This is a genomic window from Formivibrio citricus, assembly GCF_900115065.1.
Taxonomy (GTDB): Bacteria; Pseudomonadota; Gammaproteobacteria; order Burkholderiales; family Chitinibacteraceae; genus Formivibrio; species Formivibrio citricus.
On the sequence record NZ_FOVE01000011.1, the window covers coordinates 1 to 20891 of the forward strand.

At 60.4% G+C, this 20891-nt stretch carries 24 protein-coding genes and 1 pseudogene; 14 read left to right on the forward strand and 11 right to left on the reverse strand.

Annotation, left to right across the window (positions count from 1 at the left end; all coding sequences use genetic code 11):
* Positions 1–458: aconitase family protein (locus tag BMZ36_RS08250; RefSeq protein ID WP_245747845.1), on the forward strand; the 458-nt coding region annotated here is incomplete at its 5' end.
* 70 nt (positions 459–528) lie between these two features.
* On the opposite strand, the gene BMZ36_RS08255 is transcribed toward BMZ36_RS08250, so the two are convergent.
* A complete protein-coding gene (locus BMZ36_RS08255; RefSeq protein ID WP_091194378.1) occupies positions 529–1416 on the reverse strand; it encodes an HDOD domain-containing protein in 888 nt (295 codons plus the stop codon).
* Between the two features lie 35 nt (positions 1417–1451).
* Between BMZ36_RS08255 and BMZ36_RS08260 the strand changes: the two genes are divergently transcribed.
* Entirely contained in the window at positions 1452–2279 is an 828-nt protein-coding gene (locus BMZ36_RS08260; protein ID WP_091194381.1) for a symmetrical bis(5'-nucleosyl)-tetraphosphatase, read from the forward strand.
* Here BMZ36_RS08260 and BMZ36_RS08265 read toward each other — a convergent pair.
* The 7 genes from BMZ36_RS08265 to BMZ36_RS08295 form a co-directional block, all read right to left on the reverse strand.
* Positions 2273–2458 carry a DNA gyrase inhibitor YacG gene (locus BMZ36_RS08265; protein WP_218142674.1) on the reverse strand — a complete coding sequence of 62 codons (186 nt, stop codon included), beginning with the start codon at positions 2456–2458 and terminating at the stop codon, positions 2273–2275. The two genes, BMZ36_RS08260 and BMZ36_RS08265, sit on opposite strands and share 7 nt — an antisense overlap.
* Positions 2455–3213 carry a cell division protein ZapD gene (gene zapD, locus BMZ36_RS08270; protein ID WP_091194669.1) on the reverse strand — a complete coding sequence of 253 codons (759 nt, stop codon included), beginning with the start codon at positions 3211–3213 and terminating at the stop codon, positions 2455–2457. Before zapD ends, BMZ36_RS08265 begins: the two co-directional genes overlap by 4 nt.
* A gap of 60 nt (positions 3214–3273) precedes the next feature.
* Positions 3274–3897 carry a dephospho-CoA kinase gene (gene coaE / locus BMZ36_RS08275; RefSeq protein ID WP_091194386.1) on the reverse strand — a complete coding sequence of 208 codons (624 nt, stop codon included), beginning with the start codon at positions 3895–3897 and terminating at the stop codon, positions 3274–3276.
* Positions 3887–4741 (reverse strand): prepilin peptidase, encoded by an 855-nt coding sequence (locus BMZ36_RS08280; protein WP_091194389.1) that lies wholly within the window; start codon positions 4739–4741, stop codon positions 3887–3889. The genes coaE and BMZ36_RS08280 overlap by 11 nt, the downstream gene beginning before the upstream one ends.
* A complete protein-coding gene (locus BMZ36_RS08285) occupies positions 4741–5976 on the reverse strand; it encodes a type II secretion system F family protein (protein WP_091194391.1) in 1236 nt (411 codons plus the stop codon). Before BMZ36_RS08285 ends, BMZ36_RS08280 begins: the two co-directional genes overlap by 1 nt.
* Positions 5977–5996: 20 nt before the next feature.
* A complete protein-coding gene (gene pilB, locus BMZ36_RS08290; RefSeq protein ID WP_091194394.1) occupies positions 5997–7706 on the reverse strand; it encodes a type IV-A pilus assembly ATPase PilB in 1710 nt (569 codons plus the stop codon).
* 95 nt (positions 7707–7801) lie between these two features.
* Positions 7802–9067, reverse strand: coding sequence for an HlyC/CorC family transporter (locus BMZ36_RS08295; RefSeq protein WP_091194396.1), 1266 nt, complete (start codon positions 9065–9067; stop codon positions 7802–7804).
* 184 nt (positions 9068–9251) lie between these two features.
* Between BMZ36_RS08295 and ffh the strand changes: the two genes are divergently transcribed.
* The 7 genes from ffh to xerD all read left to right on the forward strand — a co-directional run bounded on the left by ffh (position 9252) and on the right by xerD (position 14169).
* Positions 9252–10610: a signal recognition particle protein gene (gene ffh, locus BMZ36_RS08300; protein WP_091194399.1), complete on the forward strand. Its 1359-nt coding sequence runs from the start codon at positions 9252–9254 to the stop codon at positions 10608–10610.
* 107 nt (positions 10611–10717) lie between these two features.
* Positions 10718–10963 (forward strand): 30S ribosomal protein S16, encoded by a 246-nt coding sequence (gene rpsP / locus BMZ36_RS08305; RefSeq protein WP_091194401.1) that lies wholly within the window; start codon positions 10718–10720, stop codon positions 10961–10963.
* 40 nt (positions 10964–11003) lie between these two features.
* Positions 11004–11519: a ribosome maturation factor RimM gene (gene rimM / locus BMZ36_RS08310; protein ID WP_245747848.1), complete on the forward strand. Its 516-nt coding sequence runs from the start codon at positions 11004–11006 to the stop codon at positions 11517–11519.
* Positions 11520–12320: a tRNA (guanosine(37)-N1)-methyltransferase TrmD gene (gene trmD / locus BMZ36_RS08315; protein WP_373277408.1), complete on the forward strand. Its 801-nt coding sequence runs from the start codon at positions 11520–11522 to the stop codon at positions 12318–12320.
* Positions 12317–12694, forward strand: a complete 378-nt coding sequence (rplS, locus tag BMZ36_RS08320; RefSeq protein WP_091194404.1) for a 50S ribosomal protein L19 — start codon at positions 12317–12319, stop codon at positions 12692–12694. The genes trmD and rplS overlap by 4 nt, the downstream gene beginning before the upstream one ends.
* A 91-nt stretch (positions 12695–12785) precedes the next feature.
* Positions 12786–13259, forward strand: a complete 474-nt coding sequence (locus BMZ36_RS08325; protein ID WP_091194407.1) for a methylated-DNA--[protein]-cysteine S-methyltransferase — start codon at positions 12786–12788, stop codon at positions 13257–13259.
* Entirely contained in the window at positions 13243–14169 is a 927-nt protein-coding gene (gene xerD / locus BMZ36_RS08330; RefSeq protein WP_091194410.1) for a site-specific tyrosine recombinase XerD, read from the forward strand. The genes BMZ36_RS08325 and xerD overlap by 17 nt, the downstream gene beginning before the upstream one ends.
* Before the next feature lie 134 nt (positions 14170–14303).
* Here xerD and BMZ36_RS14650 read toward each other — a convergent pair whose 3' ends face one another.
* The 3 genes and pseudogenes from BMZ36_RS14650 to xseA all read right to left on the reverse strand — a co-directional run bounded on the left by BMZ36_RS14650 (position 14304) and on the right by xseA (position 17464).
* A complete protein-coding gene (locus BMZ36_RS14650) occupies positions 14304–15317 on the reverse strand; it encodes an electron transfer flavoprotein subunit alpha/FixB family protein (RefSeq protein ID WP_245747852.1) in 1014 nt (337 codons plus the stop codon).
* A pseudogene (locus BMZ36_RS14655) lies at positions 15297–16034 on the reverse strand (electron transfer flavoprotein subunit beta/FixA family protein); the annotation flags it as partial. The gene BMZ36_RS14650 and the pseudogene BMZ36_RS14655, both read right to left, overlap by 21 nt.
* A 101-nt stretch (positions 16035–16135) precedes the next feature.
* Positions 16136–17464 carry an exodeoxyribonuclease VII large subunit gene (xseA, locus tag BMZ36_RS08340; RefSeq protein ID WP_091194416.1) on the reverse strand — a complete coding sequence of 443 codons (1329 nt, stop codon included), beginning with the start codon at positions 17462–17464 and terminating at the stop codon, positions 16136–16138.
* A 333-nt stretch (positions 17465–17797) separates the two neighbouring features.
* On the opposite strand from xseA, the gene BMZ36_RS08345 reads away from it, so the two are divergent.
* The 5 genes from BMZ36_RS08345 to kdsB are packed head-to-tail and all read left to right on the forward strand — an operon-like array spanning position 17798 to position 20820.
* On the forward strand, positions 17798–18409 hold the full coding sequence (locus BMZ36_RS08345; protein ID WP_091194419.1) for a MotA/TolQ/ExbB proton channel family protein: 612 nt from the start codon (positions 17798–17800) through the stop codon (positions 18407–18409).
* 14 nt (positions 18410–18423) lie between these two features.
* Positions 18424–18846, forward strand: a complete 423-nt coding sequence (locus BMZ36_RS08350; protein ID WP_091194421.1) for an ExbD/TolR family protein — start codon at positions 18424–18426, stop codon at positions 18844–18846.
* 48 nt (positions 18847–18894) lie between these two features.
* The gene (gene lpxK, locus BMZ36_RS08355; protein WP_091194424.1) at positions 18895–19902 is read left to right on the forward strand and encodes a tetraacyldisaccharide 4'-kinase; all 1008 of its coding nucleotides are present in this window, start codon (positions 18895–18897) and stop codon (positions 19900–19902) included.
* Positions 19883–20068: a Trm112 family protein gene (locus BMZ36_RS08360; RefSeq protein WP_091194427.1), complete on the forward strand. Its 186-nt coding sequence runs from the start codon at positions 19883–19885 to the stop codon at positions 20066–20068. The genes lpxK and BMZ36_RS08360 overlap by 20 nt, the downstream gene beginning before the upstream one ends.
* Positions 20065–20820, forward strand: a complete 756-nt coding sequence (gene kdsB / locus BMZ36_RS08365) for a 3-deoxy-manno-octulosonate cytidylyltransferase (RefSeq protein ID WP_091194429.1) — start codon at positions 20065–20067, stop codon at positions 20818–20820. The genes BMZ36_RS08360 and kdsB overlap by 4 nt, the downstream gene beginning before the upstream one ends.
* Positions 20821–20891 lie beyond the last annotated feature (71 nt).

Genomic DNA, 20891 nt, shown 5'->3' on the forward strand with positions numbered 1-20891 from the left:
GCTGCATGACCAACATCGGCCACTTCCGCGCTGCTGGAAAGGTCCTCGCCGGCAAGACCGACATCCCGACTCGGCTGTGGATCGCCCCGCCGACCAAGATGGACGCCATGATTCTCGCCGAAGAAGGCTACTACGCCGTACTCGGCAGCAGCGGCGCGCGCATGGAACCGCCGGGTTGCTCGCTGTGCATGGGCAACCAGGCGCAGATCAGGAAGGGGAGCACCGCGATCTCCACCTCGACACGCAACTTCCCGAACCGCCTGGGGCTGGAAACACAAGTGTTCCTGGGCTCGGCCGAACTGTCGGCGGTGTGTGCGCTGCTGGGCAAAATCCCGACCCCGGCCGAGTACATGGAGCGGGTCAGCGCCGTGAACGAGAAGGCCGCCGAGGTGTACCGCTACATGAACTTCGACCGGATTGCGGAGTTCAGCGAGGTGGCGGCGACGGTTTCGCTCTGATACCGATGCTGGCATGAAACAAAGCCCCCGGAAAATCCGGGGGCTTTGTTTGTCGAAAGACGTTTTGCCATCATGAACATTGGACGAGTTTGGCTGCCGCCGGCGGTACGCCGAACCACTCCCATTCGCGGGCGACATTCAGGGCTTGGCGCTGGACTAGTTTGTATGCTGTTTCGGGGTCGACTCCGATGAGGTCGGCAACGATCTGGTAGTCGTCCGGCAGGGCAGGGTCTTGCCAGTCGTTGTTGAGGTGGCGCGCCAGGGCGGTTGAGACCGAAACGGTGCGCACTCGGGGCTCATTGGCGTAGCGCTCGTCCTGAAGGTGCTGCATCAGCTTGGGCAAGTGCCAGGTGTTGAGCAGCTCCATGTGCAGGTCGTGCAGCGTGATGCCGAGAACCTGTATCTGGGCATCGCGGCTACGCATGCCCGGATTGTTCATGAGCAGACTGGAAATTTCGGTGGACAGCGACGGCGCTTCGGTCCAGAGCAGGATTTCTGCGGTGTTGTGCAGCAATGCTGCCGTGGCGACTTCCTCCGGATCCAGATCGTGACGACGGCTTCCGATCATTTCTGCAAATTTGGCTGCAAGGTGAGCCCGGCTGCATACGCGTCGGCAGCCTTCCAGGGCTTGGGGTTGGGTTGCCAATTTACTTTCCAGTGTCAGCGCGTGGCCAAAGGTGCGGAAAAAACCGCCCAAGCCTATCATCAATAGAATGCGGTCTAGCGTGGTAACGTCGGTGACTTGGGACGCGTGGCGATGGGATTCGAGATGCCGGATCAACCGCAATGACAATAGCGGATCATGCCGTACCAGATGTGCGACGTCGCGGATGCCGATATCATCGATGCGTCCGTGCAAATCGTGCATCCGGGCGAGCGTAGAGGACAAAACCGGAATTTCTTGCTGGGAAAAATGGTGTGTCCAGCTTTTCAAGTCAGGTAGCGGTGCGTTGAGCATCGTGACTCCTGAAGAGACAAGGATTTTTATTCATTATGGCACGTTATGTTGTCGGCGATGTCCAGGGTTGCTTCGATGAATTGATGTTGTTGCTTGAGCGCATGGATTATGTACCGACAAAAGACCGGCTGTTCATCGTTGGCGATCTGGTCAACCGCGGCCCCTCTTCGCTCGAAGTGCTGCGCTGGGCAATGAGTGAGTGCGATCATGTTTCGGTGGTGCTTGGAAATCACGATTTGCATCTTCTTGCTTGCAGTGTTGGTGCGGCGCGCTGCAAGAAGGAAGACACGCTAGACAAGGTGCTGGCGGCGCCTGATGCGGGTGCGCTGCTGGATTGGTTGCGCCGTCAACCTTTGTTGTTAAGCGAGCCGGAGGGGCTCATTGTGCATGCGGGCATTCTGCCAGCTTGGGATGAAGAAACCGCCCAAGGGTTGGCGCAGGAGGTTTCTGCAACGCTGGCCGGCTCCACGTACGCACATTTCCTGATGCACATGTATGGCAATAAGCCCAATGCCTGGACGCCCGGTTTGGGCCCGATGGAACGGATGCGTTTGGCGGTCAATGCCTTTACCCGCATGCGTCTTGTTGACGATGCGGGCGCTCTCGACCTCAAGTTCAAAGGGGAGCTGGATCAGGCTCCACCCGGCCGCAGGGCGTGGTTCGAGTTCCCGCGAAGGGCTATTGTCGGTCGGCGGATCATCTGCGGGCACTGGTCTGCGCTGGGGCTGGTGTTGCGCGATGACTTGTGGGCGCTGGATACGGGGTGTGTCTGGGGAGGAATGCTGACCGGCGTTCGTCTGGAGGACGGGGCGCGGTTCCAGGTCCCTGCCTTGCGCCAGTATCAGTCCGTGGACTGCTACTGATTATCCTCGGGGTCGGAAGGCTGGAGATCGGCGGGGATGCGGTATTGCTCGTCGGCCCACAACCCCAAGTCAATCAGGCGGCAGCGCGCAGAACAAAACGGGCGATAGGTATTGTCGGGATGGAAGAGGGCAGGTGCGCCGCATTGTGGGCACGATACTTCGCGATAGGACGTGTTCACAGATTGCAGTAACCGAGCGAAAAATGGATGTCCGATTCGACCACCTTGGCGCGTTCGCCGGACGTGGCGGGGACGATGAAGCGGATGTTGATCGCATAGCGATTGGCTGACAGCTCCGGAACCGCAGGCAGATCGGAGGGAAGGGTTATTCGCAGCATCTGCACGGTTTTACCGCCGGACATCTGCTGGAAAGCGCCGTTCTTGGCAACATACTGGCTGGTTTTGCAGGAATCGCGCAGAAGCCGCAGTACGATATCCAAGGCATGCTTGATGGGCAGGAGCGGTTCAAACCAGCGTTGCAGATCGACTCTGCGGTGGTCTGCCGGCTGTTGGCGCCAGTAATAGTAGGAAGGCAAGTCGAACTCGCAGACGCCACCCGGGATGCTGGTTCGCTGTTTGATGGCCATCAGCCATTCATTTTCCCTCAAGTGCTGACCGAATTTTCCGGTCATGTCCAAAAGGCGGCTGTGTGTGGTTTCTATTTCGGAGAGCACCTTGTCCAGTGCTTCTTCGGAAATGTGGGGGTTGTTGCGCAACGCGGACAACGATTGGCGCTGCCGTTCCAATTCCTGCAGAAGGTCCGACTTCAGGTCGGCCCTGCTGGCTACTTCCATGATCTCGAAAATTCCCAAGAGCGCGGTGTGATGATCGAGCGCGTGCTCGCGCGCGACGTAGAACGCCGTGCGGTCGTAAATGTCTTCCAGTCGCAGCAGGGTGCGAATGCGCTCGTTGGTCGGGAATTCGTAATGGGTCACGGCATCACCACCGGACAAAGATACGCAATTCTGCAGCATGACAACAGGTTTGAAAACCCATTATTGCAATCCTTTTGCAAGTTGCAGGCAGCGGAGATGAAATTTGCAGACCTGTTCGTGCAATTCAAGCAAAGTGCCGTTGTTTTCAATCACGGCATCGGCGCGTTTCAGGCGCTCTTCCCGCGAAATTTGTGCTGCCATGATGGAAGCAATTTGGGTCTGGCTCAATCTGCTGCGTTGTTTGACCCGTTCAATTTGTCGTTCAGGGGCGCAGTCGACGACGAGGACCTGCTTGGTTAATTCGAGGAAGGTTGGGGCCTCGAAAAGCAAGGGAACAACCAGGACGCTATATGGCGTGCCCCGGATTTGCTCTGCAAGCTGATGCACGATTTCCAGCCGGATCAGCGGGTGGAAAATGTCTTCCAGGGCTTTTCTGGCCGTCGCGTCGGAAAAAACGTGTGCTCGCATCCGGTCGCGATCCATGCTGCCGTCTGCGGCAATGAAAGCGGGACCGAATCTGTCAACGATGCGTTGCAGTGCCGGGGACGGGGGGCGGGACAAGGCGTGGCTGATCTGATCGGTATCGATGACTTGTGCTCCAAGCCGAGCAAGCTCTTCGGCCACGACGCTCTTGCCGCAGCCGATTCCCCCCGTCAGTCCGACAACCAGACGGCTAGAAACCATACCAGCCCAGCAAGGGCGCTCCCCAGTGCATGGCAATGAAGCCCGCGATGCCGAGATACGGGCCGAACGGCATGGGTTTGCCGAAACCGTGCCGTGCTAGCAAGATCATGACGATGCCGAGTACGGCTCCGGTAATTGAAGACAGCAGGATGATCGCGGGCAGCATTTTCCATCCCAGCCAGGCGCCAAGAGCAGCCAAGAGCTTGAAGTCACCGTAACCCATACCTTCTTTTCCGGTCAGCAGCTTGAAAAGCCAGAATACGCACCAGAGCGAAAGGTAACCGGCCATGGCTCCGATGACGGCTTCGTTGAGCGAAACGAAGGTGCCTCCGAGGTTGAAAAGCAGTCCCAGCCACACGAGGGGCAGGGTCAGGCTGTCTGGCAGCAGACTGGTGTCCGCGTCAATGAAGATCAAGGCGATGAGAAACCAGGCAAACAGCAAGGCGCCGGCCATTTGCCAGGAGGCGCCATAGCGCCATGCAATCCATCCGGAAACGATGGCAGTCAACAGTTCGACGAGTGGATAGCGAATGCTGATTGGTGCCTTGCATTGGCGGCATTTACCCCCCAGAAACAGCCAGCTGAAGACGGGAATGTTTTCCAGAGCACTGATGGCGTGTCCGCAATGGGGGCATGCCGAGCGCGGAGAGACCAGATTGTATCTTGGCGGGGGCGGATATTCGCTGTCGGCCGGCAGGTCTAGGCAACTGCATTCGTGCCGGAAACTGTTTTCCATCATGACCGGGACGCGGTGAATGACGACGTTCAGAAAGCTGCCAATGAGCAGACCCAGAACCGAGAGCGCGGCCAAGCGCAATACCGGATCGTGAAGAATGATATCCATCAGCCACCCACCGCCTGGCCCATTTTGAAGATGGGGAGGTACATGGCGACGACCAAGCCGCCGATCAGGACGCCAAGAACCACCATGATGATCGGCTCCATCAAGCTGGAAAGCGCTTCCACTGCATTGTCGACTTCCTCTTCATAGTAATCGGCAACCTTGCTCAGCATCGAATCCAGCGAACCGGATTCTTCGCCGATCGCGGTCATTTGTAGCATCAGGTTGGGAAATACGTCGGCATTCTGCATGGCGATGGTCAGGCTGATGCCGGTCGCGACTTCGGACTGGATGCGTTTGGTAGCGACCTTGTAGAGGTGGTTGCCGGAAGCCCCGCCAACTGAATCCAGCGACTCGACCAGCGGTACGCCGGCGGCGAACATGGTGGAAAGGGTGCGGGCCCAGCGGGCCAGTGTGGCTTTGCGAACGATTTCGCCAAAGACCGGGAGTTTGAGAATCAGTCGGTCCATGAAGATTTGGATCGCCTCGGAGCGCCGCCAGGCTTTCATGAAAAAATAGAATCCGCCGAAGATACTGCCGAATATCAACCACCAGTATCTGACGAAATAATCGGACAGCGCCATGACAAAGAGCGTCGGTGCGGGCAGGCTGGCACCGAAACTCGAGAAAAGATCCTTGAAGGCCGGGATGACAAAAATCATGATGACCGCGGTGATGACAAAGGCCGCGATAATGACGGCAGTCGGGTAGAACATGGCCGACTTGATCTTCTTTTTGACGCTGAGGATTTTTTCCTTGTAGGTGGCGAGTCGGGCCAGCAGGGTATCGAGAATACCCGCCTGTTCACCGGCCTGGACCAGATTGCAGTACAACGCGTCGAAATAGGCCGGGTGTTTGCGAAATGCCTGGGTGAGTGATGAACCGGTCTCAATGTCGTTCTTGATTTCCATGAGCAGCCGCGTGACCGAGGGGTTGCTGTGCCCCTTGGCGACGATATCGAACGTCGTGAGCAACGGTACGCCGGACTTCATCATGGTCGCCAGTTGCCGGGTGAACATGGCAATGTCTTCATCTTTGATTCTTCGTCCAGAGCTGGTGCGTTGTTTCTTGACGAGGGTGGCGTTGATGCCTTGACGCCGTAGCGTGTTTTTTACCACCGCTTCGCCACCGGCGCGCATTTCTCCCTTGATGACCTTGCCCGCCTTGTCCTTGCCTTCCCAGCGGAAGGTGTATTCCTTGACTTTGAGAGTGGCGGGCGCTTTGGTCTGGATGGCCATGGGAACCTCCGGCTTGCAGTTTATTCGTTGGTGATGGCCATGACTTCCTCAAGGGAAATCAGGCCTTGCTTGAATTTGATCAGGGCTGACTGGCGCAGGTCGCGCACGCCTTCCCGTTTCGCCTGGTCGGCGATGTCGATGGCGTTGCCGTTGCGCATGATGATGCGGTTGATTTCATCGCTGATAGGCATCACCTGATAAATGCCGACGCGGCCTTTGTGGCCGGTTCCCTTGCAGACATCGCAGCCTACGGCGCGGTAAGCGGTCCAGCTGCCGTCGAGATCGGCCTCTGTCAGTCCGGCATCAAGCAAGGCTTCTTCGGGAATGTCGATAGGAGCCTTGCAGTTCGGGCACAGCCGCCGCCCAAGGCGTTGGGCGGTGATCAGGATGACTGACGAGGCGATGTTGAATGGTGCGACGCCCATGTTGAGCATCCGGGTCAGCGTGGTGGGCGCGTCGTTGGTATGCAGTGTCGAAAAAACCATGTGGCCGGTCTGGGCTGCCTTGATGGAAATATCTGCGGTTTCGTAGTCCCGGATTTCGCCGACCATGATGACGTCCGGATCCTGGCGTAGAAAGGCCTTGAGCGCGGCAGCAAAAGTCAGCCCTGCTTTTTCGTTCACGTTGACCTGGTTGATACCGGCCAAGTTAATTTCCGCCGGGTCTTCTGCCGTGGAAATGTTGATGTCCGGGCTGTTCAGGATGTTGAGGCAGGTGTAAAGCGAAACGGTCTTGCCCGAGCCTGTCGGGCCGGTGACCAGTACCATGCCGTAGGGGCGGCGCACGGCGTCGAGCAGCAGCTCTTTCTGATCCGGATCGTAGCCCAGTGCATCGATGCCCAGCGTGGCCGATGTGGGGTCCAGGATACGCATACAGATTTTTTCGCCGTGCAGGGTCGGCAGGGTGGAAACGCGAAAGTCGATGGCGCGGGATTTGGATAGTACCAACTTCATGCGTCCGTCCTGTGGAACGCGTTTCTCCGAGATGTCGAGCTTGGAGATGACCTTGATGCGCGAGGCGATTTTTTCCTTGAATGCCAGCGGTGGCTGGGCGATTTCACGCAGCATGCCATCCTGGCGGTAGCGGATGCGATAGAACTTTTCGTACGGCTCGAAATGGATGTCGGATGCGCCGCAGTTGATCGCGTCCAACAGGATTTTCTGGATGTACTTGACGACGGGCGCGTCGTCAACGTCGGTGTTGACCCCGCTGTCCTGTTGCGATTCTTCTTCGCCGCCGGTGATTTCCAGGTCCGCCACATCCATGACCATGTTCTTGATGTTGGCACCGGATGCCTCTACGATCTTCTCGATCATCGCGGCGAGTTTCGGGTCTTCGACGACGATGGGTTCAACCTGCAGGCCGGTTTGGAAGCGGACTTCTTCTATGGCCTGGATGTTGGTGATGTCGGAAATGCCGATAAAAATCTTGGCGGTGCCGCGCTTGAACAGCGGTACGATGCGTTGCGACAGGATGACCTTGTTGTCGAGCGCGCCTTGAGGAACGTAGCCGGGGTCAATCTGGTCGAGGTCGAGCATCGGATAGCCAAATGCCTGCGAGCTGAACTCGGCGATGCTGCGGGCAGTCATTTTCTTGCTGCGTACGAGTTGCTCAATGAACGGTATTTTCGAACTCGTGGCAGCTTCCTGCAGAGCCTCGGCATCGGCTTCAAGCAAGCGCCCGTGCTGCACCAGCAGGCGGGCGAGACCGGAAAGGTTGGGAGCTGCCATCGTTGTCGTTCTTTCTCGATTCTTCTGTCAGTGTTCTGGAAAGGCACATATTGGCCGAAAGGGGCATGAAACCCCTGTCAAGTCTAGCAGATGTATCAACTTTCCGGAGGGGGAATCAGCCGGAGGACCCTGATGCTGCGCCCCTGGGTTTGCACGATTTCGAGGCGCTGGTCGGCGATGACCAGGCAGGTTTCCGCATCCGGAATTTCTTCGAGGTGTTCAAGCGCCAGCCCGTTGAGCGTTTTGGGGCCGTCGAGGGGGAAGTGCGTGCCGAATTTCCGGTTGACTTCCCGCAGGGGCGAGGCTCCGTCGAGCAAGAAGCTGCCGTCGGCCTGAATCTCTGCTCGCGCGCTGGTAGTCGGCGCGGAGGTCGTGAATTCGCCGATGATCTGCTCAAGAATGTCTTCCAGGGTGATGAGCCCCAGGAGTTCGCCGTACTCGTCGACGATCAGGCCAAGCCGTCGGCGATTTTCCTGAAAATTCTGCAGTTGGGTGAACAGCGGGGTTCCGGAGGGGACGAAATAGGCCGGGCGCATGATTTCGCGCAGGTCGTCTGCGCTGAAGCCCTCTTCGCGCATGGACAGGATCTTGCGCGCATGCAGGATGCCGATGATGTTGTCGGGGTCTCCGCAGTGAACCGGCAGGCGGGTGTGGTGGCAGGTAAAAAGCGCTTCGCGCAGGGCTTCGGAGGACGCATTAAGATCGATCGATTCAATCATGTGGCGCGGGGTCATGACGTCGTTGACCGTGATGCTGGATAGCTCGAACAGGTTCAGAAGGATGGAATGATGCTTTTTTTCCATGTAGTGCCCCGACTCCAGTACCAGCAGTCGCAACTCCTCCGGTGACAGGGCATGATCTTTGTCGTTTCCGTTGTGCAGCTGCAGCAGGTGCAACAGCCCGGTCACGAACAGGTTTACAAACCAGACCACGGGATAAAGCAGTTTCAGCAGGAAGGCGAGTGGGTAGCTTGCGGCATAGGCCACGGGCTCGGCATGGCGCGCCGCGATGTTCTTGGGGGTGGCCTCGCTGAAAATCAGGATGGCAAAAGTGACGAGCGAAGTGGCGATGGCCAGAGCCACTTCGTTTTGTCCGGCCAACTTGAAACTGATGACGGTGGCGAGCGATGCCGAGACGGAATTGATGAAGTTGTTGCCGAGCAGGATGACGCCCAGCAGCTTGTCGGTTTGCCGTAGCAGCTGCTGGGTCCGTAGCGCCGGGCCGTAGCCGGATTGCGCGCGTCCGGCCAAGCGGTAGCGGTTGATTGCCATCATGGCCGTTTCCGCCATCGAAAAGAAGCCCGAAGCGATGAGGCAGGACACCAGGGCGATGAAAAGGATGGCGAGCGGCGTATCTTCCACGGTTTGTGGGTAGGAGGTGTCGACAGGCGAATGATCGGATGGTGGCCGGTGGCTGTCAAACGTCGTGCTGTGCGATGTCAGTGGATGGGAGTCTTCTGCGGAGCCTGACTTCGGGTAGAATCACTCGATTCAAAAAGCGTCATATTGATGCAGGTTGTTCTGCGCCTGCATAAGAGAGGGAATCATGCTCGACAATCTTTCCAGCCGTCTTTCCGGTGTCGTCAAAACCCTGCGTGGCCAGGCGCGTCTGACTGAATCCAATATTCAGGATGCCTTGCGCGAGGTGCGCATGGCCTTGCTGGAGGCCGATGTTGCCTTGCCGGTGGTCAAGCAGTTCATCAACGATGTCAAGGTGCGCGCGCTCGGCCATGAAGTGATCGGCAGTCTTTCGCCGGGGCAGGCCGCGATTGGCGTGGTTTATGAAGAGTTGACCAAGCTGATGGGGGCGCAGAACGATGCGCTCAATCTGGCTGCGGTGCCGCCGGCGGTGGTGCTGATGGCCGGTTTGCAGGGCGCGGGCAAGACCACGACCTCCGGCAAGCTTGCGAAACTGTTGAAGGAGTCGCAGAAGAAAAAGGTTCTACTGGTTTCCACCGACGTGTATCGTCCGGCGGCCATCGAGCAGTTGAAAACCCTGGCGGCGCAACTGGAAGTGGAATGGTTCCCGTCCGAGGTGGGGCAAAAGCCCGAGGCGATTGCTCTGGCCGCGCTCGATCATGCCAAGCGCCATTTTCACGATGTGCTGATCGTCGATACGGCCGGCCGTCTGGCGATCGACGAGGCCATGATGGCCGAAATCAAGGCGTTGCACGCCTCGGTCAAGCCGGTCGAAACCCTGTTCGTCGTCGACGCCATGCAGGGGCAGGATGCGGTCAATACCGCGCAGGCTTTCAACGAAGCGCTGCCGCTGACCGGCGTGATCCTGACCAAGCTCGACGGCGATTCGCGTGGCGGTGCGGCGCTCTCGGTGCGGCACGTGACCGGCAAGCCGATCAAGTTCATCGGTGTGGGCGAAAAGCTCTCCGGGCTGGAGCCGTTCTATCCGGATCGCATGGCGTCCCGCGTGCTGGGCATGGGCGACGTACTGTCGCTGATCGAGGATGTGCAGAAGACCGTCGATCAGGAAGAAGCGCTGAAGATGATGAAGAAGGTCAAGTCCGGCAAGGGCTTCGACCTCGAAGACTTCAAGTCGCAAATCCAGCAGATGAAGAAGATGGGTGGGGTTAATGCGCTGATGGACAAACTGCCCGGACAGTTGTCGCAGATGGCTGCGGGCAATCCGCAAGTCAGCGACAAGAGTGTGTCCCGGTTGGAAGGTATCATCAATTCGATGACTCCGGCCGAGCGCAAGAATCCCGATCTGATCAAGGCTTCGCGCAAGCGCCGGATTGCGCTCGGGGCGGGCGTGCAAGTGCAGGAAGTCAATCGTCTGCTCAAGCAGTTCGAGGACATGCAGAAAATGATGAAGATGTTCAGCAAGGGCGGCATGGGCAAGATGATGCGGGCCATGCAGGGCATGAAAGGCATGCTCCCCGGTATGTAATTCATTGAGCTGCATGAGATTCTTGCGCTGTGTGCTGATTGCGGCGTACAATCTCCGGCTTTTCCGATTTCGTTTTCACTTTCCCATACAAGGGCTAGGGTAAAAAAATGGTTGTGATTCGTCTTGCTCGCGGCGGTGCCAAGGACCGTCCGTTCTACAATGTCGTGGTGACCGACTCCCGCAACCGTCGCGACGGTCGCTTCATCGAGCGCGTGGGTTTCTACAACCCGCAGGCTGCCGAAGGCCAGGAAGGCGTTCGCTTCGCGATGGATCGTGTGACCCACTGGATCAGCGTTGGCGCCCAGCCGTCCGACTCCGTGGCTCGCCTGCTCAAGGGCTACAAGGCTGCCTGATTTGGCCGTGGTTAAAGCAGGAAAAGGCTCGCCGGCTTCCATGATGACGTCAGTCCCCGAGGATTTGACGGTCATGGGTTATGTCAGCGGGCCTTTCGGTATTCGCGGCTGGATCAACGTGGTGGCGGATACTGAATATGCCGACAGCCTGTTCGATTACCGGACTTGGTGGCTGGGGCGCGACGGCAACTGGAAGCCCTACACCCTGATCGAGGGTGGAGTGCATACCAAGAAGCTCGCCGCTCAGCTCGAAAACGTCAACGACCGCGATCAGGCTTTCGCGCTCAAGGGATGCGAAATCGCCATCCCGCGCAGCGAAATGCCCGAGCCGGACGACGACGAATACTACTGGGTCGACCTGATCGGCCTGGAAGTCCGTAACACGCAGGAAGAGCGTCTCGGCGTGGTCGAGCGTCTGTTTGCCACCGGTGCCAACGACGTGCTGGTGATCAAGGATGGCGAGACCGAGCGGCTGCTGCCGTTTGTCGCAGCCATCGTCCTTAAAGTGGATCGTGATGCAAAGCTGATCACGGTCGACTGGGGACTGGATTACTAAATGACGCTGTTTGTCGATGTGGTGACGCTGTTTCCGGAAATGTTCGGAGCGGTCACACAGCATGGCGTAACGCGGCGGGCTGCGGAACTGGGCTTGTTCGATCTGCAGTCCTGGAATCCACGCGATTACGCGACGGACAACTACCGTCGGGTCGATGATCGTCCGTTTGGCGGCGGCCCCGGCATGGTCATGATCCCGGAGCCGCTGGAGGCCGCAGTTGCTGCCGGTAAGGCACGGCAACGCGCAGCTGGAGCTGAACCGCATACGGTCTACCTCTCGCCGCAAGGCAAGCCGCTGACGCATGACAAGGTCATGGAGCTGGTGGCCAAGCCCGGGCTGGTGTTGCTGTGCGGGCGCTACGAAGGCGTGGACGAACGTGTGTTGCAACGCCAGGTCGACGAGGAAATTTCGATCGGCGATTATGTGCTATCCGGCGGAGAATTGCCCGCCATGGTGTTGATTGACGCCATCGTGCGGCAATTGCCCGGCGCGTTGAACCACGCGGCGAGCGCAGAAGAAGATTCGTTTGTGGACGGGCTGCTGGATTGCCCGCATTACACCCGTCCAGAAGAATATCAGGGCATGAAAGTGCCGGATGTGTTGATGTCCGGCAATCATGCACTGATCAGGCGCTGGCGCCTGAAGGAATCGCTGGGACGCACCTGGTTGCGTCGCCCGGATCTCCTGAAAGAGCGCCGGCTATCAAAAGAGGAAGCTCGTCTTCTGGCCGAATACCAGGCAGAAAAGGCATCCGCGGATGCCCAGAAGGAACAAGCTTCACAGTTGGAGCAACAACAATGAACCTGATTCAACAACTCGAGCAGGAAGAAATCGCCCGCCTCGGCAAGACCATCCCCGAATTCGCACCCGGCGACACCGTCGTCGTGCAAGTGAAGGTCAAGGAAGGCAACCGCGAGCGTCTGCAGGCCTATGAGGGTGTCGTGATCGCCAAGCGTAACGCTGGCCTGAACAGCTCCTTCATCGTGCGCAAGATCTCCGCCGGCACCGGCGTTGAGCGTACCTTCCAGAGCTACTCCCCGCTGGTCGCTTCCATCGAAGTGAAGCGTCGCGGTGACGTGCGTCGTGCCAAGCTGTACTACCTCCGCGAACGTTCCGGCAAGTCCGCACGTATCAAGGAAAAGCTGCCGGCACGCAAGGCTCAGACCGCAGCGTAAGCTACAGACCGGTCCTTCGAAAACGCAGCTCTTCCGGGCTGCGTTTTTTTACGTCCGTACATGGCACAATGTTGGCAGGGAGGTGTGCGCCATGACCGAAAACTTTGATGCAGTCATTGCTTCGCCAGTGGGCTTTCTGGGGCTGCAGGAAACAGCCGGGGTTCTGACCCGGATCGAGTTCCTTGGTCCGCAGGCCGTGGCGCGGGCGCCGCAGAGTGCGCTGCTGCAGGAAACCGGGCGCCAGCTTGCGGCCTGGTTTGCCGATCCGGCTTTCGAGTTTTCGCTGCCGTACCGGCTGGAAGGCACCGAGTTCCGGCGCAAGGTCTGGCTGCAGATTGCGGCGATTCCGTGCGGCGAGGTGAAGACCTATACCGAAATCGCCAATGCCTTGGATTCCGCCCCGCGCCCGGTGGGCGGAGCGTGTGGCGCCAATCCGCTGCCGCTGGTGATCCCCTGTCACCGAGTGGTAGCGGCGCAAGGCTTGGGTGGATTCAATGCCAAGCGCGGCGGGCAGGACTGGTTGCCGATCAAGCGCTGGCTACTGGACCATGAGCGCAGCTGCTGAATACCCTGTTCCTGAGACCGAGCGGGCGCTGATCGACGAGTTTCTCGATGCGGCCTGGTTGGGTGAAGGGCTGTCGGCCAATACCATGGCTGGTTACCGGCGCGATCTGGCGATCTGGGCTGGCTGGTTGCAGTCCGAGCGCGCGCGGGGGGTGATGCAGGCCGACCGCGAGTGCGTGCAGGCCTATCTGGCTTTCGAGGCGGGGCGAGCCAAGGCGGCGACGCTGGCACGGCGCATGGCGAGCCTGCGCAAGTTCTATCGCCACTGGCTGCACAATGGTCGCCTGCAGGTTGATCCCACGCTTGATCTGCACTCCCCGCAACGTATTCGCCCCTTGCCCAAGGCGATTGCCGAGACGCGCATCGAAGCCCTGCTTGGTGCGCCTGATGCGAAAACGCCAGCCGGCTTGCGCGATCGCGCCATGCTGGAATTGATGTATGCCACCGGTCTGCGCGTTTCGGAGTTGGTGAGCCTGTCGCTCGGACAAATCCATCTGCGGGAAAAATTCGTGCAGGTCTTGGCGGGCAAGGGCGGCAAACAGCGGCTGGTGCCGATGGGTGAAACGGCCGCCGACTGGCTGGCGCGCTATCTGAAGGAATCGCGCCCGCTGCTGATAGCGGGGCGGCAGTTGCCCCAGGCCTTCGTGAACCAGCGCGGCGAAGTGCTGACCCGGCAGGGCTTCTGGTTCATTATCAAGCAATATGCCGCAGCCGCGGGCATTGCAGCCCACCAGTTGACCCCGCACGCACTGCGCCATTCGTTTGCCACGCATCTCTTGAATCACGGCGCGGACCTGCGCGTGGTGCAGATGCTGCTCGGGCATGCCGACATCACCACGACGCAAATCTATACCCAGGTGGCTGCAGCGCGACTGAAGTCGCTGCACGCCGAGCATCATCCGCGCGGGTAGACGGCTACGTCTTCGCATCTGGCAGTCGGGCGGCGCCCGGAATCCTCATGGTCTCGCATGACCATTCCGGTTCCTGCGCTTCGACCTCCTGCCACCTGTTTTGGCTCGCTCGCCTACTGGAATGGACCCGCGAATTACTTCTCCAGCAAAGCCAGCAACTCCGGCAGGATGCGCTGCAAATCTCCCTCCAGAACGTAATCCGCATGCCGGCAGATCGGCGCCGCCGGGTCGCTGTTGATGGCTACGATCACGCGGCTGTCGCGCATGCCGGCGAGGTGCTGCGCCGCGCCGGAGAGCCCGATGGCGAAATAGAACTCCGGGGCGACGATGGCGCCGGTCTGGCCGATCTGGTGATCGTTGCCGATGAACCCGGCGTCGACCGCGGCGCGGGTGGCTCCGATGGCGGCGTTCAGGCGGTCGGCGAGCGGTTCGATCAGGGCACGAAATTGCGCTGCAGAACCGAGCCCCCGTCCTCCTGCGATGACGATGCGCGCATCGGCAAGCGCGGGGCGGTTGCGCTCCGGCTGGCTGGTACTGAGCCAGCATGCCTTCCCGGCTGGGGCCGGTGTCGCCAGCGACTCGATGGAGACCGCGGCTTGATCGGCGACTGGTGCAAACGCGGCCGGGCGTACGCTCATGATCCTGAGCGGCTGCGTATCGCGGATCGTGGCCAGCGCTTCGCCGGCATGGATCGGGCGTACGAAGCGGTCGGGCGCGAGAATTTGCACGACATCGGACAGCATGGCGCTATCAAGCAGGGCGGCGGCGCGGGGCAGGAGCGCCTTGCCGAACGGAGTCGCTGCGGCGAGAACGGTATCGACTTGCAAATCGCGCGCCGCTTGTGCCAGCAAGGGGGCATGATCCTCGGCTAACGTTTGAGCAAAATGCGCGACATCGACGTGCAGAACACGGCTGACACCGGCCAGCGTAGCGGCCTCTATTGCAAGAACGGCTTCGCCAACCACGAGAAGAACAACTTCGTTGGCGAGACAGCGTGCCGCGCCGACGGCATGGCGAACGGAGGGATGCAGCCGGCCCCCTTCATGTTCGGCCAGAACCAATGCACGGCCTTGGGCGGTGGTTGTCTCCAGTTTCAACTCGGTCTTGGGCGTGTCGTTCAACAGCCCTTCTTCTCGCAAGCACGTCAATAGCTCGGTGGCATCGGAAACCTTGCGGGCCGGCTGGCGCGGCGGAGGGGCGCTGACTTGCAGCAACTCCTGGCGGGAGGCGAAATGTTCTAGCCCCAGGTCGACGCAGGTCAGCGCCTCGACCGGTTTCTTCTTGGCTTGCAGAAGTTGCGGCAATTTCAGGTAGCGCGGATTAGCGAGCCGCAGATCGGCGGTGACGACGGCAGGCAGCGCGAGAGCCAGTGCTTCCTGTCCGCCTTCGATTTCGCGCGTCACGACAAGTTTCTGGTCTTCAAAAGCCAGCGCTGAAGCGAACGCGCCTTGCGGCCAGCCGAGCAGCGCGGCGAGCATCGGCCCGGTCTGGGCTTGGTCCGTATCGCTGGATTGCTTGCCGAGCAGGACCAGATCGGGGTGTTCGCGCTCAGCCAGCGCCTGCAGCAGTTTGGCGACGGCCAGCGGTTCGAGTACCTGCTCGGATTCGATGCGAATGGCGCGGTCTGCTCCCAGAGCCAGCGCATGGCGCAGCGTTTCATTGCACGTATCCGGACCGATCGACACCGCAATAATCTCGGTCAGATGGCCGGATTCCTTGAGCCGGACGGCGGCTTCAAGCGCGGATTCGTCGAACGGGTTGATGCGCATCGGCATGCCGGCCGGATCGATGCCGGAGCCATCCTGTTTGAAGCGTAACGGGACGTTGCCATCCGGCACGCGCTTGACGGCGACCAGTGCTTTCATCGGGTGTCTGCCAAATTCAAAAATGCGATTTTACAGGCGGAATGGCAATCACCACAGAGACCCGGAGTCCGGGAGGGGGCAATCTCCAAGTCGTTGAAGGATCAGCGAGGGGCAAGCACCCTGGCTTTCAAGGAGTCCCCAGCGAAGTGCACCGTGATTTCTTCCCCGCAGTGCGCATCGGAGGCGCTGTGCAGCAAAGTGCCGTCGGCGTGAGTGACCAAGGCGTAGCCGCGTTGCAGCGGGGATTGCGGGTCGTGGGCATGCAGGCGGGCGGCGAGCGTGGTGAGGCGGTGACGCTGGTTTTCCAGTTGTCGCGGCAGGGCGCCGGCAAGACGGATTCGCCATGCATCCTGCCGGGCAAAAAGCGGGGTGGTGTCGGGGCGGCGTTGCGTCAGGCGCAGAGCGACCTGATCCAGTTTCAAGCGGCGGGTTTCCAGTTGGCGGCGCGGTGCGGCGTGCAGGCGTTGCGTGAGGAGTACGAGGCGCTCGCGCTGGCGTGCCAGCCGTTCGCCAGGGTGCTGCAGGCGGCGAGCGGCAAGGTCGAGCCGTTGCATGTGCCGTTGCAGTTGCCGCGTCATGGTGTTGTCCAAACGGTGGCGCAGATGTTCCAGCCGCGCCAGTAACGCATTGCGGTCCGGCGTGGCGAGTTCGGCTGCGGCAGTCGGCGTGGGCGCACGCAGGTCCGCCACGAAATCCGCGATGGTGAAATCGGTTTCATGGCCGATGCCGCTGACGACCGGAATCGGGCTGGCGGCAATCGCGCGCGCGACGATTTCCTCGTTGAACGACCACAGGTCTTCGATGCTGCCGCCGCCACGGCAGACGATCAGCGTATCGACTTCGCCACGCTCGCCCGCGGTGCGGATGGCTTGGGCGATCTGTTGCGCGGCGTCTGCGCCCTGCACGGCGGTCGGGTAGAGGATGACGGGCTGCCCCGGCATGCGCCGCCGCAAGGTGGTCAGCACGTCGCGCAAAGCCGCAGCGGCGGGCGAGGTGACGATGCCGATGGCGCGCGGGAAGGTGGGCAGGGGGCGCTTTCTGGCGGGGCTGAACAAGCCTTCCGTTTCCAGCTTGCGCTTCAGTCTTTCAAAAGCCTCGAACAGGGCGCCGAGCCCGGCGGGGCGCAAGGCTTCGATGGTGAGCTGGAAATCGCCGCGGGCTTCGTAGAGCGACACCACGGCGCGTGCTTCGACGCGCGTGCCTTCGCGCGGGGCGAAATCAAGCAGTGCGGCACGGTTGCGGAACATCACGCAGCGCACCTGCGCACCGGCATCTTTCAGCGTGAAATAGCAGTGGCCGGAATCGTAGCGTTTGAAGCCGGAGATTTCACCTGCCACCCACAGCACGGGGAATGCACCTTCCAGCAACTGGCGCGCCTGTCGGTTGAGTTCGGTGACGGAAATGATGCCTGAGGGGCTTGACAAGTACATGTTTCAGTCTTTTTCGGGTCGATTAATCCACAAAACCCTTGTGGCGTATGGATTATGGCAGTTTGGCCAGAGTGTAGTTGAATTTTTGCCGTTAACTTGTTGATTTTTATGTGTTTTGATTTGGAGTGTAAAAAAGCGGCAATCTGTTGCGGGCGCAGCCTGGATGCGGGTTTGCGCCCTGTTTCAAGAGGTATTCCACAAAATTATCCACAGGAAATGTGGGCAACCTGAAAAAAACCTTTGCCGATGCGGGGTTGCCGCCGTCCCCCTTCCCCGAATCGGGTAATCGGGCTAAAGTTACGCCTGTTTTGCAACAGCCCCAACGAGTTTGACATGTTCGCCATTATCCAGGCTGCAGGCTGGCCGATCTGGTTCATCATTTTTTCTTCGGTCGCTGCGTTGACCATCATCATCGAACGCTCCCTGACATTGCGCAAGTCGCAGGTGCTGCCGGCCGGGCTGCTGGCCAGGGTGGTGCAGGATTACCGCGCCAATGGCGTGTCGGCGGAAAAACTCTCGCAGTTGTCGGCTTCATCCCCGCTGGGACGGGTGCTTGCCGCCGGCCTGAAGAACGTGAAAAGCTCGCGCGAGATCATGAAGGAGTCGATCGAAGAGGTCGGCAGCGCGGTGGCGCACGATCTGGAGCGCTATCTCTCCATGCTCGGCACGCTGGCTGCGGTCACTCCGCTCCTTGGCTTGTTCGGTACCGTGATCGGCATGATCGAAATCTTCGGCGCGCAAACGCCGGCGAGCGGCACCAATCCGGCTGCACTGGCGCACGGCATTTCGGTGGCGCTCTACAATACCGCGTTCGGCATCATGGTCGCCGTTCCGGCTCTGATGTTCTATCGCTTCTTCCGCTCGCTGGTGGATGGCTACATCGTTGAAATGGAACAGCAGGCCGTCAAGCTCGTGGAAGTGGTCCACGGCGAACGCAACAACTGAGGCGGGCTTAGCAGATGAAATTTCGCAAAGGCCGCATGCGCGAAGAGCCGGAAATCAACTTCGTACCGCTGATCGACGTGCTGCTCGTGGTGCTGATCTTCCTGATGGCCTCCACGACCTACTCGCGTTTTGCCGAGCTCAAGATCAATCTGCCCAAGGCGGAGGCAGAAAAGAGCGTTGAGCAGAAGCAGAACATCCAGGTGGCCGTGTCGGCAAACGGCCAGTATGCCGTGAACGATACCCCGGTCTCTTTTGCCGGGCCCGAGGAATTCGCGCTGGTGCTGCGCCGTGCTGCGGGCAGCAATCCCGATCCCATGGTGGTGATCAATGCCGATGCGCAGGCCAGCCACCAGAGCGTGGTGAACGTGATGGAGGCGGCGCGCGCGGCGGGGTTCGGCAAGCTGACCTTTGCCACGCAGACGAGCGCGGGCAAGTGACATACAGAAATATCAAGGGACGGGGCGCAAGCCCCGTTTTTGTTTCGCATGCGATGGATTGAACGTACCTGGTATCGGCCGCTCTCCTTGCCGGCGCTGCTGCTCCTGCCGCTGGCGGGGCTCTTTGCGCTGATCGCGATGTTGCGCCGGGGGCTGTATCGCTGCGGCGTGCTCAAGGTGCAGCACCTGCCGGTGCCCGTCGTGGTCGTCGGTAACCTGACTGCCGGTGGCGCGGGCAAGACGCCGCTGACGCTGCATCTGGCGCAGCAACTGGCGGCACGTGGCTGGCATCCGGGCATCGTTTCGCGCGGCTATGGCGGCAAGAGCGTGACGCCTCTGGCTGTGGATGCGCAGACCGATCCGGCGCTGTGCGGCGACGAGCCGCTGCTGTTGGCGCGCGCATCCGGCGTTCCGGTCTTCGTCTGCCCGGACCGTTTCGCGGCGGGACAGGCGCTGCTGATGGCGCTCCCGGATACCGACGTGATTCTCTGCGACGATGGTCTGCAGCATTACCGTCTGGCGCGGGATATCGAGCTGTGCGTGGTCGATGGCGCGCGGGGCTTCGGCAACCGTCTGCCGTTGCCGGCCGGGCCGTTGCGCGAACCGGTTTCGCGGCTGGATTCGGCCGATGCCGTCGTGGTCAACGGCGACGGCGATATGCTGCGGCATGAGCGGGCCTTTCGCATGAAACTCGAAGCCGGCCGGTTCTACCGGCTTGCCGACCGGCAAGTCTGCGAACAAGCGGAGCTGTCCGGAAAAACACTGGCAGCGGTGTGTGGAATCGGCAATCCAGCGCGCTTCTTTGCCACGCTGCGCGAACTGGGGTTGAACTTCAGCGAGCACCCTTTCCCGGATCACCACGCCTTTGCGGCGGGAGATCTGCCCGATGCCGATCTGATTCTGGTCACGGAAAAGGATGCGGTAAAACTCGCGGCGCTGCCCGGCTTGGGCGCGCTCGGTGATAAAATCCGGGTTTTGCCGGTGCGTGCCCGGCTGGAACCCGATCTGGCCGGCTGGCTGGAAGAGAGAATACGTCATGGATGCAAAGCTGCTTGAAATTCTGGTCTGCCCGGTCTGCAAAGGGCCGCTGGTCTTCGATAAGACCCGTCAGGAACTGATCTGCAAGGGGGACCGTCTGGCCTATCCGATCAAGGATGGCATTCCGGTCATGCTGGAAGGCGAAGCGCGCGAACTGGCCGCGGACGAGGAAGTCCGTTCATGAGCTTTGTCGCGCTGATCCCGGCGCGGATGAAGTCCACGCGCCTGCCCGACAAACCGCTCGCCGACATCCACGGCAAGCCGATGGTCGTGCGCGTGGCCGAACGCGCCGCGCTTTCCGGGGCGAGCCGCGTTGTGGTCGCTGCGGACGATGCGCGCATCCTGGCCGCAGTGCAAGCGCACGGTTTCGAGGCGGTCATGACCCGGCTCGATCATGCCTCCGGTACGGAGCGCCTTGCCGAGGCCGCCGACCTGCTTGGCCTGACCGACGACACCATCGTGGTGAACGTGCAGGGCGACGAACCCCTGATCGATCCGCGCCTGATCGATGCCGTGGCGGCGCGACTGGCGGCCGATTCTGCTCTGCCGATGGCTACTGCGGCGCACCCCATCGAATCCGCAAGCGATTTCTTCAACCCGAACGTGGTCAAGGTCGTGCTCGACAAGGCCGGTCGGGCGCTGTATTTCAGCCGTGCGCCGATTCCCTGGGCGCGCGATACCTTTGCTGCCGACAAGACTGCGCTGCCAGCCGATCTCGGCGCGCTGCGCCATGTCGGCATCTACGCTTACCGCGCCGGCTTCCTGCGCGCCTATCGCAATCTGGAAGCTTCGCCGATCGAGGGCATCGAAGCGCTGGAACAGTTGCGCGTGCTCTGGCACGGGCACGGCATCGGTGTTTTCGTGACCGATCATGCCCCGGCGGCGGGGGTCGATACCCCGGAAGACCTGGAGCGGGTCCGGTTGGCATTCAAATAGAACAAAACATTGACCTCGAAGCGCACCAAGGTCACGAAGAAGTGCGAAGACAGAAGGTTCGAGCCCTTTTT

Coding starts and splice junctions, on each gene's coding strand:
- BMZ36_RS08285 (WP_091194391.1), bottom strand. CDS start 5,976: ATGGCCATCCAGACCAAAGCGCCCGCCACTCTCAAAGTCAAGGAATAC.
- BMZ36_RS08255 (WP_091194378.1), bottom strand. CDS start 1,416: ATGCTCAACGCACCGCTACCTGACTTGAAAAGCTGGACACACCATTTT.
- BMZ36_RS08350 (WP_091194421.1), top strand. CDS start 18,424: ATGAAATTTCGCAAAGGCCGCATGCGCGAAGAGCCGGAAATCAACTTC.
- xerD (WP_091194410.1), top strand. CDS start 13,243: ATGAGCGCAGCTGCTGAATACCCTGTTCCTGAGACCGAGCGGGCGCTG.
- coaE (WP_091194386.1), bottom strand. CDS start 3,897: ATGGTTTCTAGCCGTCTGGTTGTCGGACTGACGGGGGGAATCGGCTGC.
- BMZ36_RS08280 (WP_091194389.1), bottom strand. CDS start 4,741: ATGGATATCATTCTTCACGATCCGGTATTGCGCTTGGCCGCGCTCTCG.
- BMZ36_RS08345 (WP_091194419.1), top strand. CDS start 17,798: ATGTTCGCCATTATCCAGGCTGCAGGCTGGCCGATCTGGTTCATCATT.
- rimM (WP_245747848.1), top strand. CDS start 11,004: ATGATGACGTCAGTCCCCGAGGATTTGACGGTCATGGGTTATGTCAGC.
- rpsP (WP_091194401.1), top strand. CDS start 10,718: ATGGTTGTGATTCGTCTTGCTCGCGGCGGTGCCAAGGACCGTCCGTTC.
- BMZ36_RS08260 (WP_091194381.1), top strand. CDS start 1,452: ATGGCACGTTATGTTGTCGGCGATGTCCAGGGTTGCTTCGATGAATTG.
- ffh (WP_091194399.1), top strand. CDS start 9,252: ATGCTCGACAATCTTTCCAGCCGTCTTTCCGGTGTCGTCAAAACCCTG.
- pilB (WP_091194394.1), bottom strand. CDS start 7,706: ATGGCAGCTCCCAACCTTTCCGGTCTCGCCCGCCTGCTGGTGCAGCAC.
- BMZ36_RS08360 (WP_091194427.1), top strand. CDS start 19,883: ATGGATGCAAAGCTGCTTGAAATTCTGGTCTGCCCGGTCTGCAAAGGG.
- lpxK (WP_091194424.1), top strand. CDS start 18,895: ATGCGATGGATTGAACGTACCTGGTATCGGCCGCTCTCCTTGCCGGCG.
- kdsB (WP_091194429.1), top strand. CDS start 20,065: ATGAGCTTTGTCGCGCTGATCCCGGCGCGGATGAAGTCCACGCGCCTG.
- rplS (WP_091194404.1), top strand. CDS start 12,317: ATGAACCTGATTCAACAACTCGAGCAGGAAGAAATCGCCCGCCTCGGC.
- BMZ36_RS08325 (WP_091194407.1), top strand. CDS start 12,786: ATGACCGAAAACTTTGATGCAGTCATTGCTTCGCCAGTGGGCTTTCTG.
- trmD (WP_373277408.1), top strand. CDS start 11,520: ATGACGCTGTTTGTCGATGTGGTGACGCTGTTTCCGGAAATGTTCGGA.
- xseA (WP_091194416.1), bottom strand. CDS start 17,464: ATGTACTTGTCAAGCCCCTCAGGCATCATTTCCGTCACCGAACTCAAC.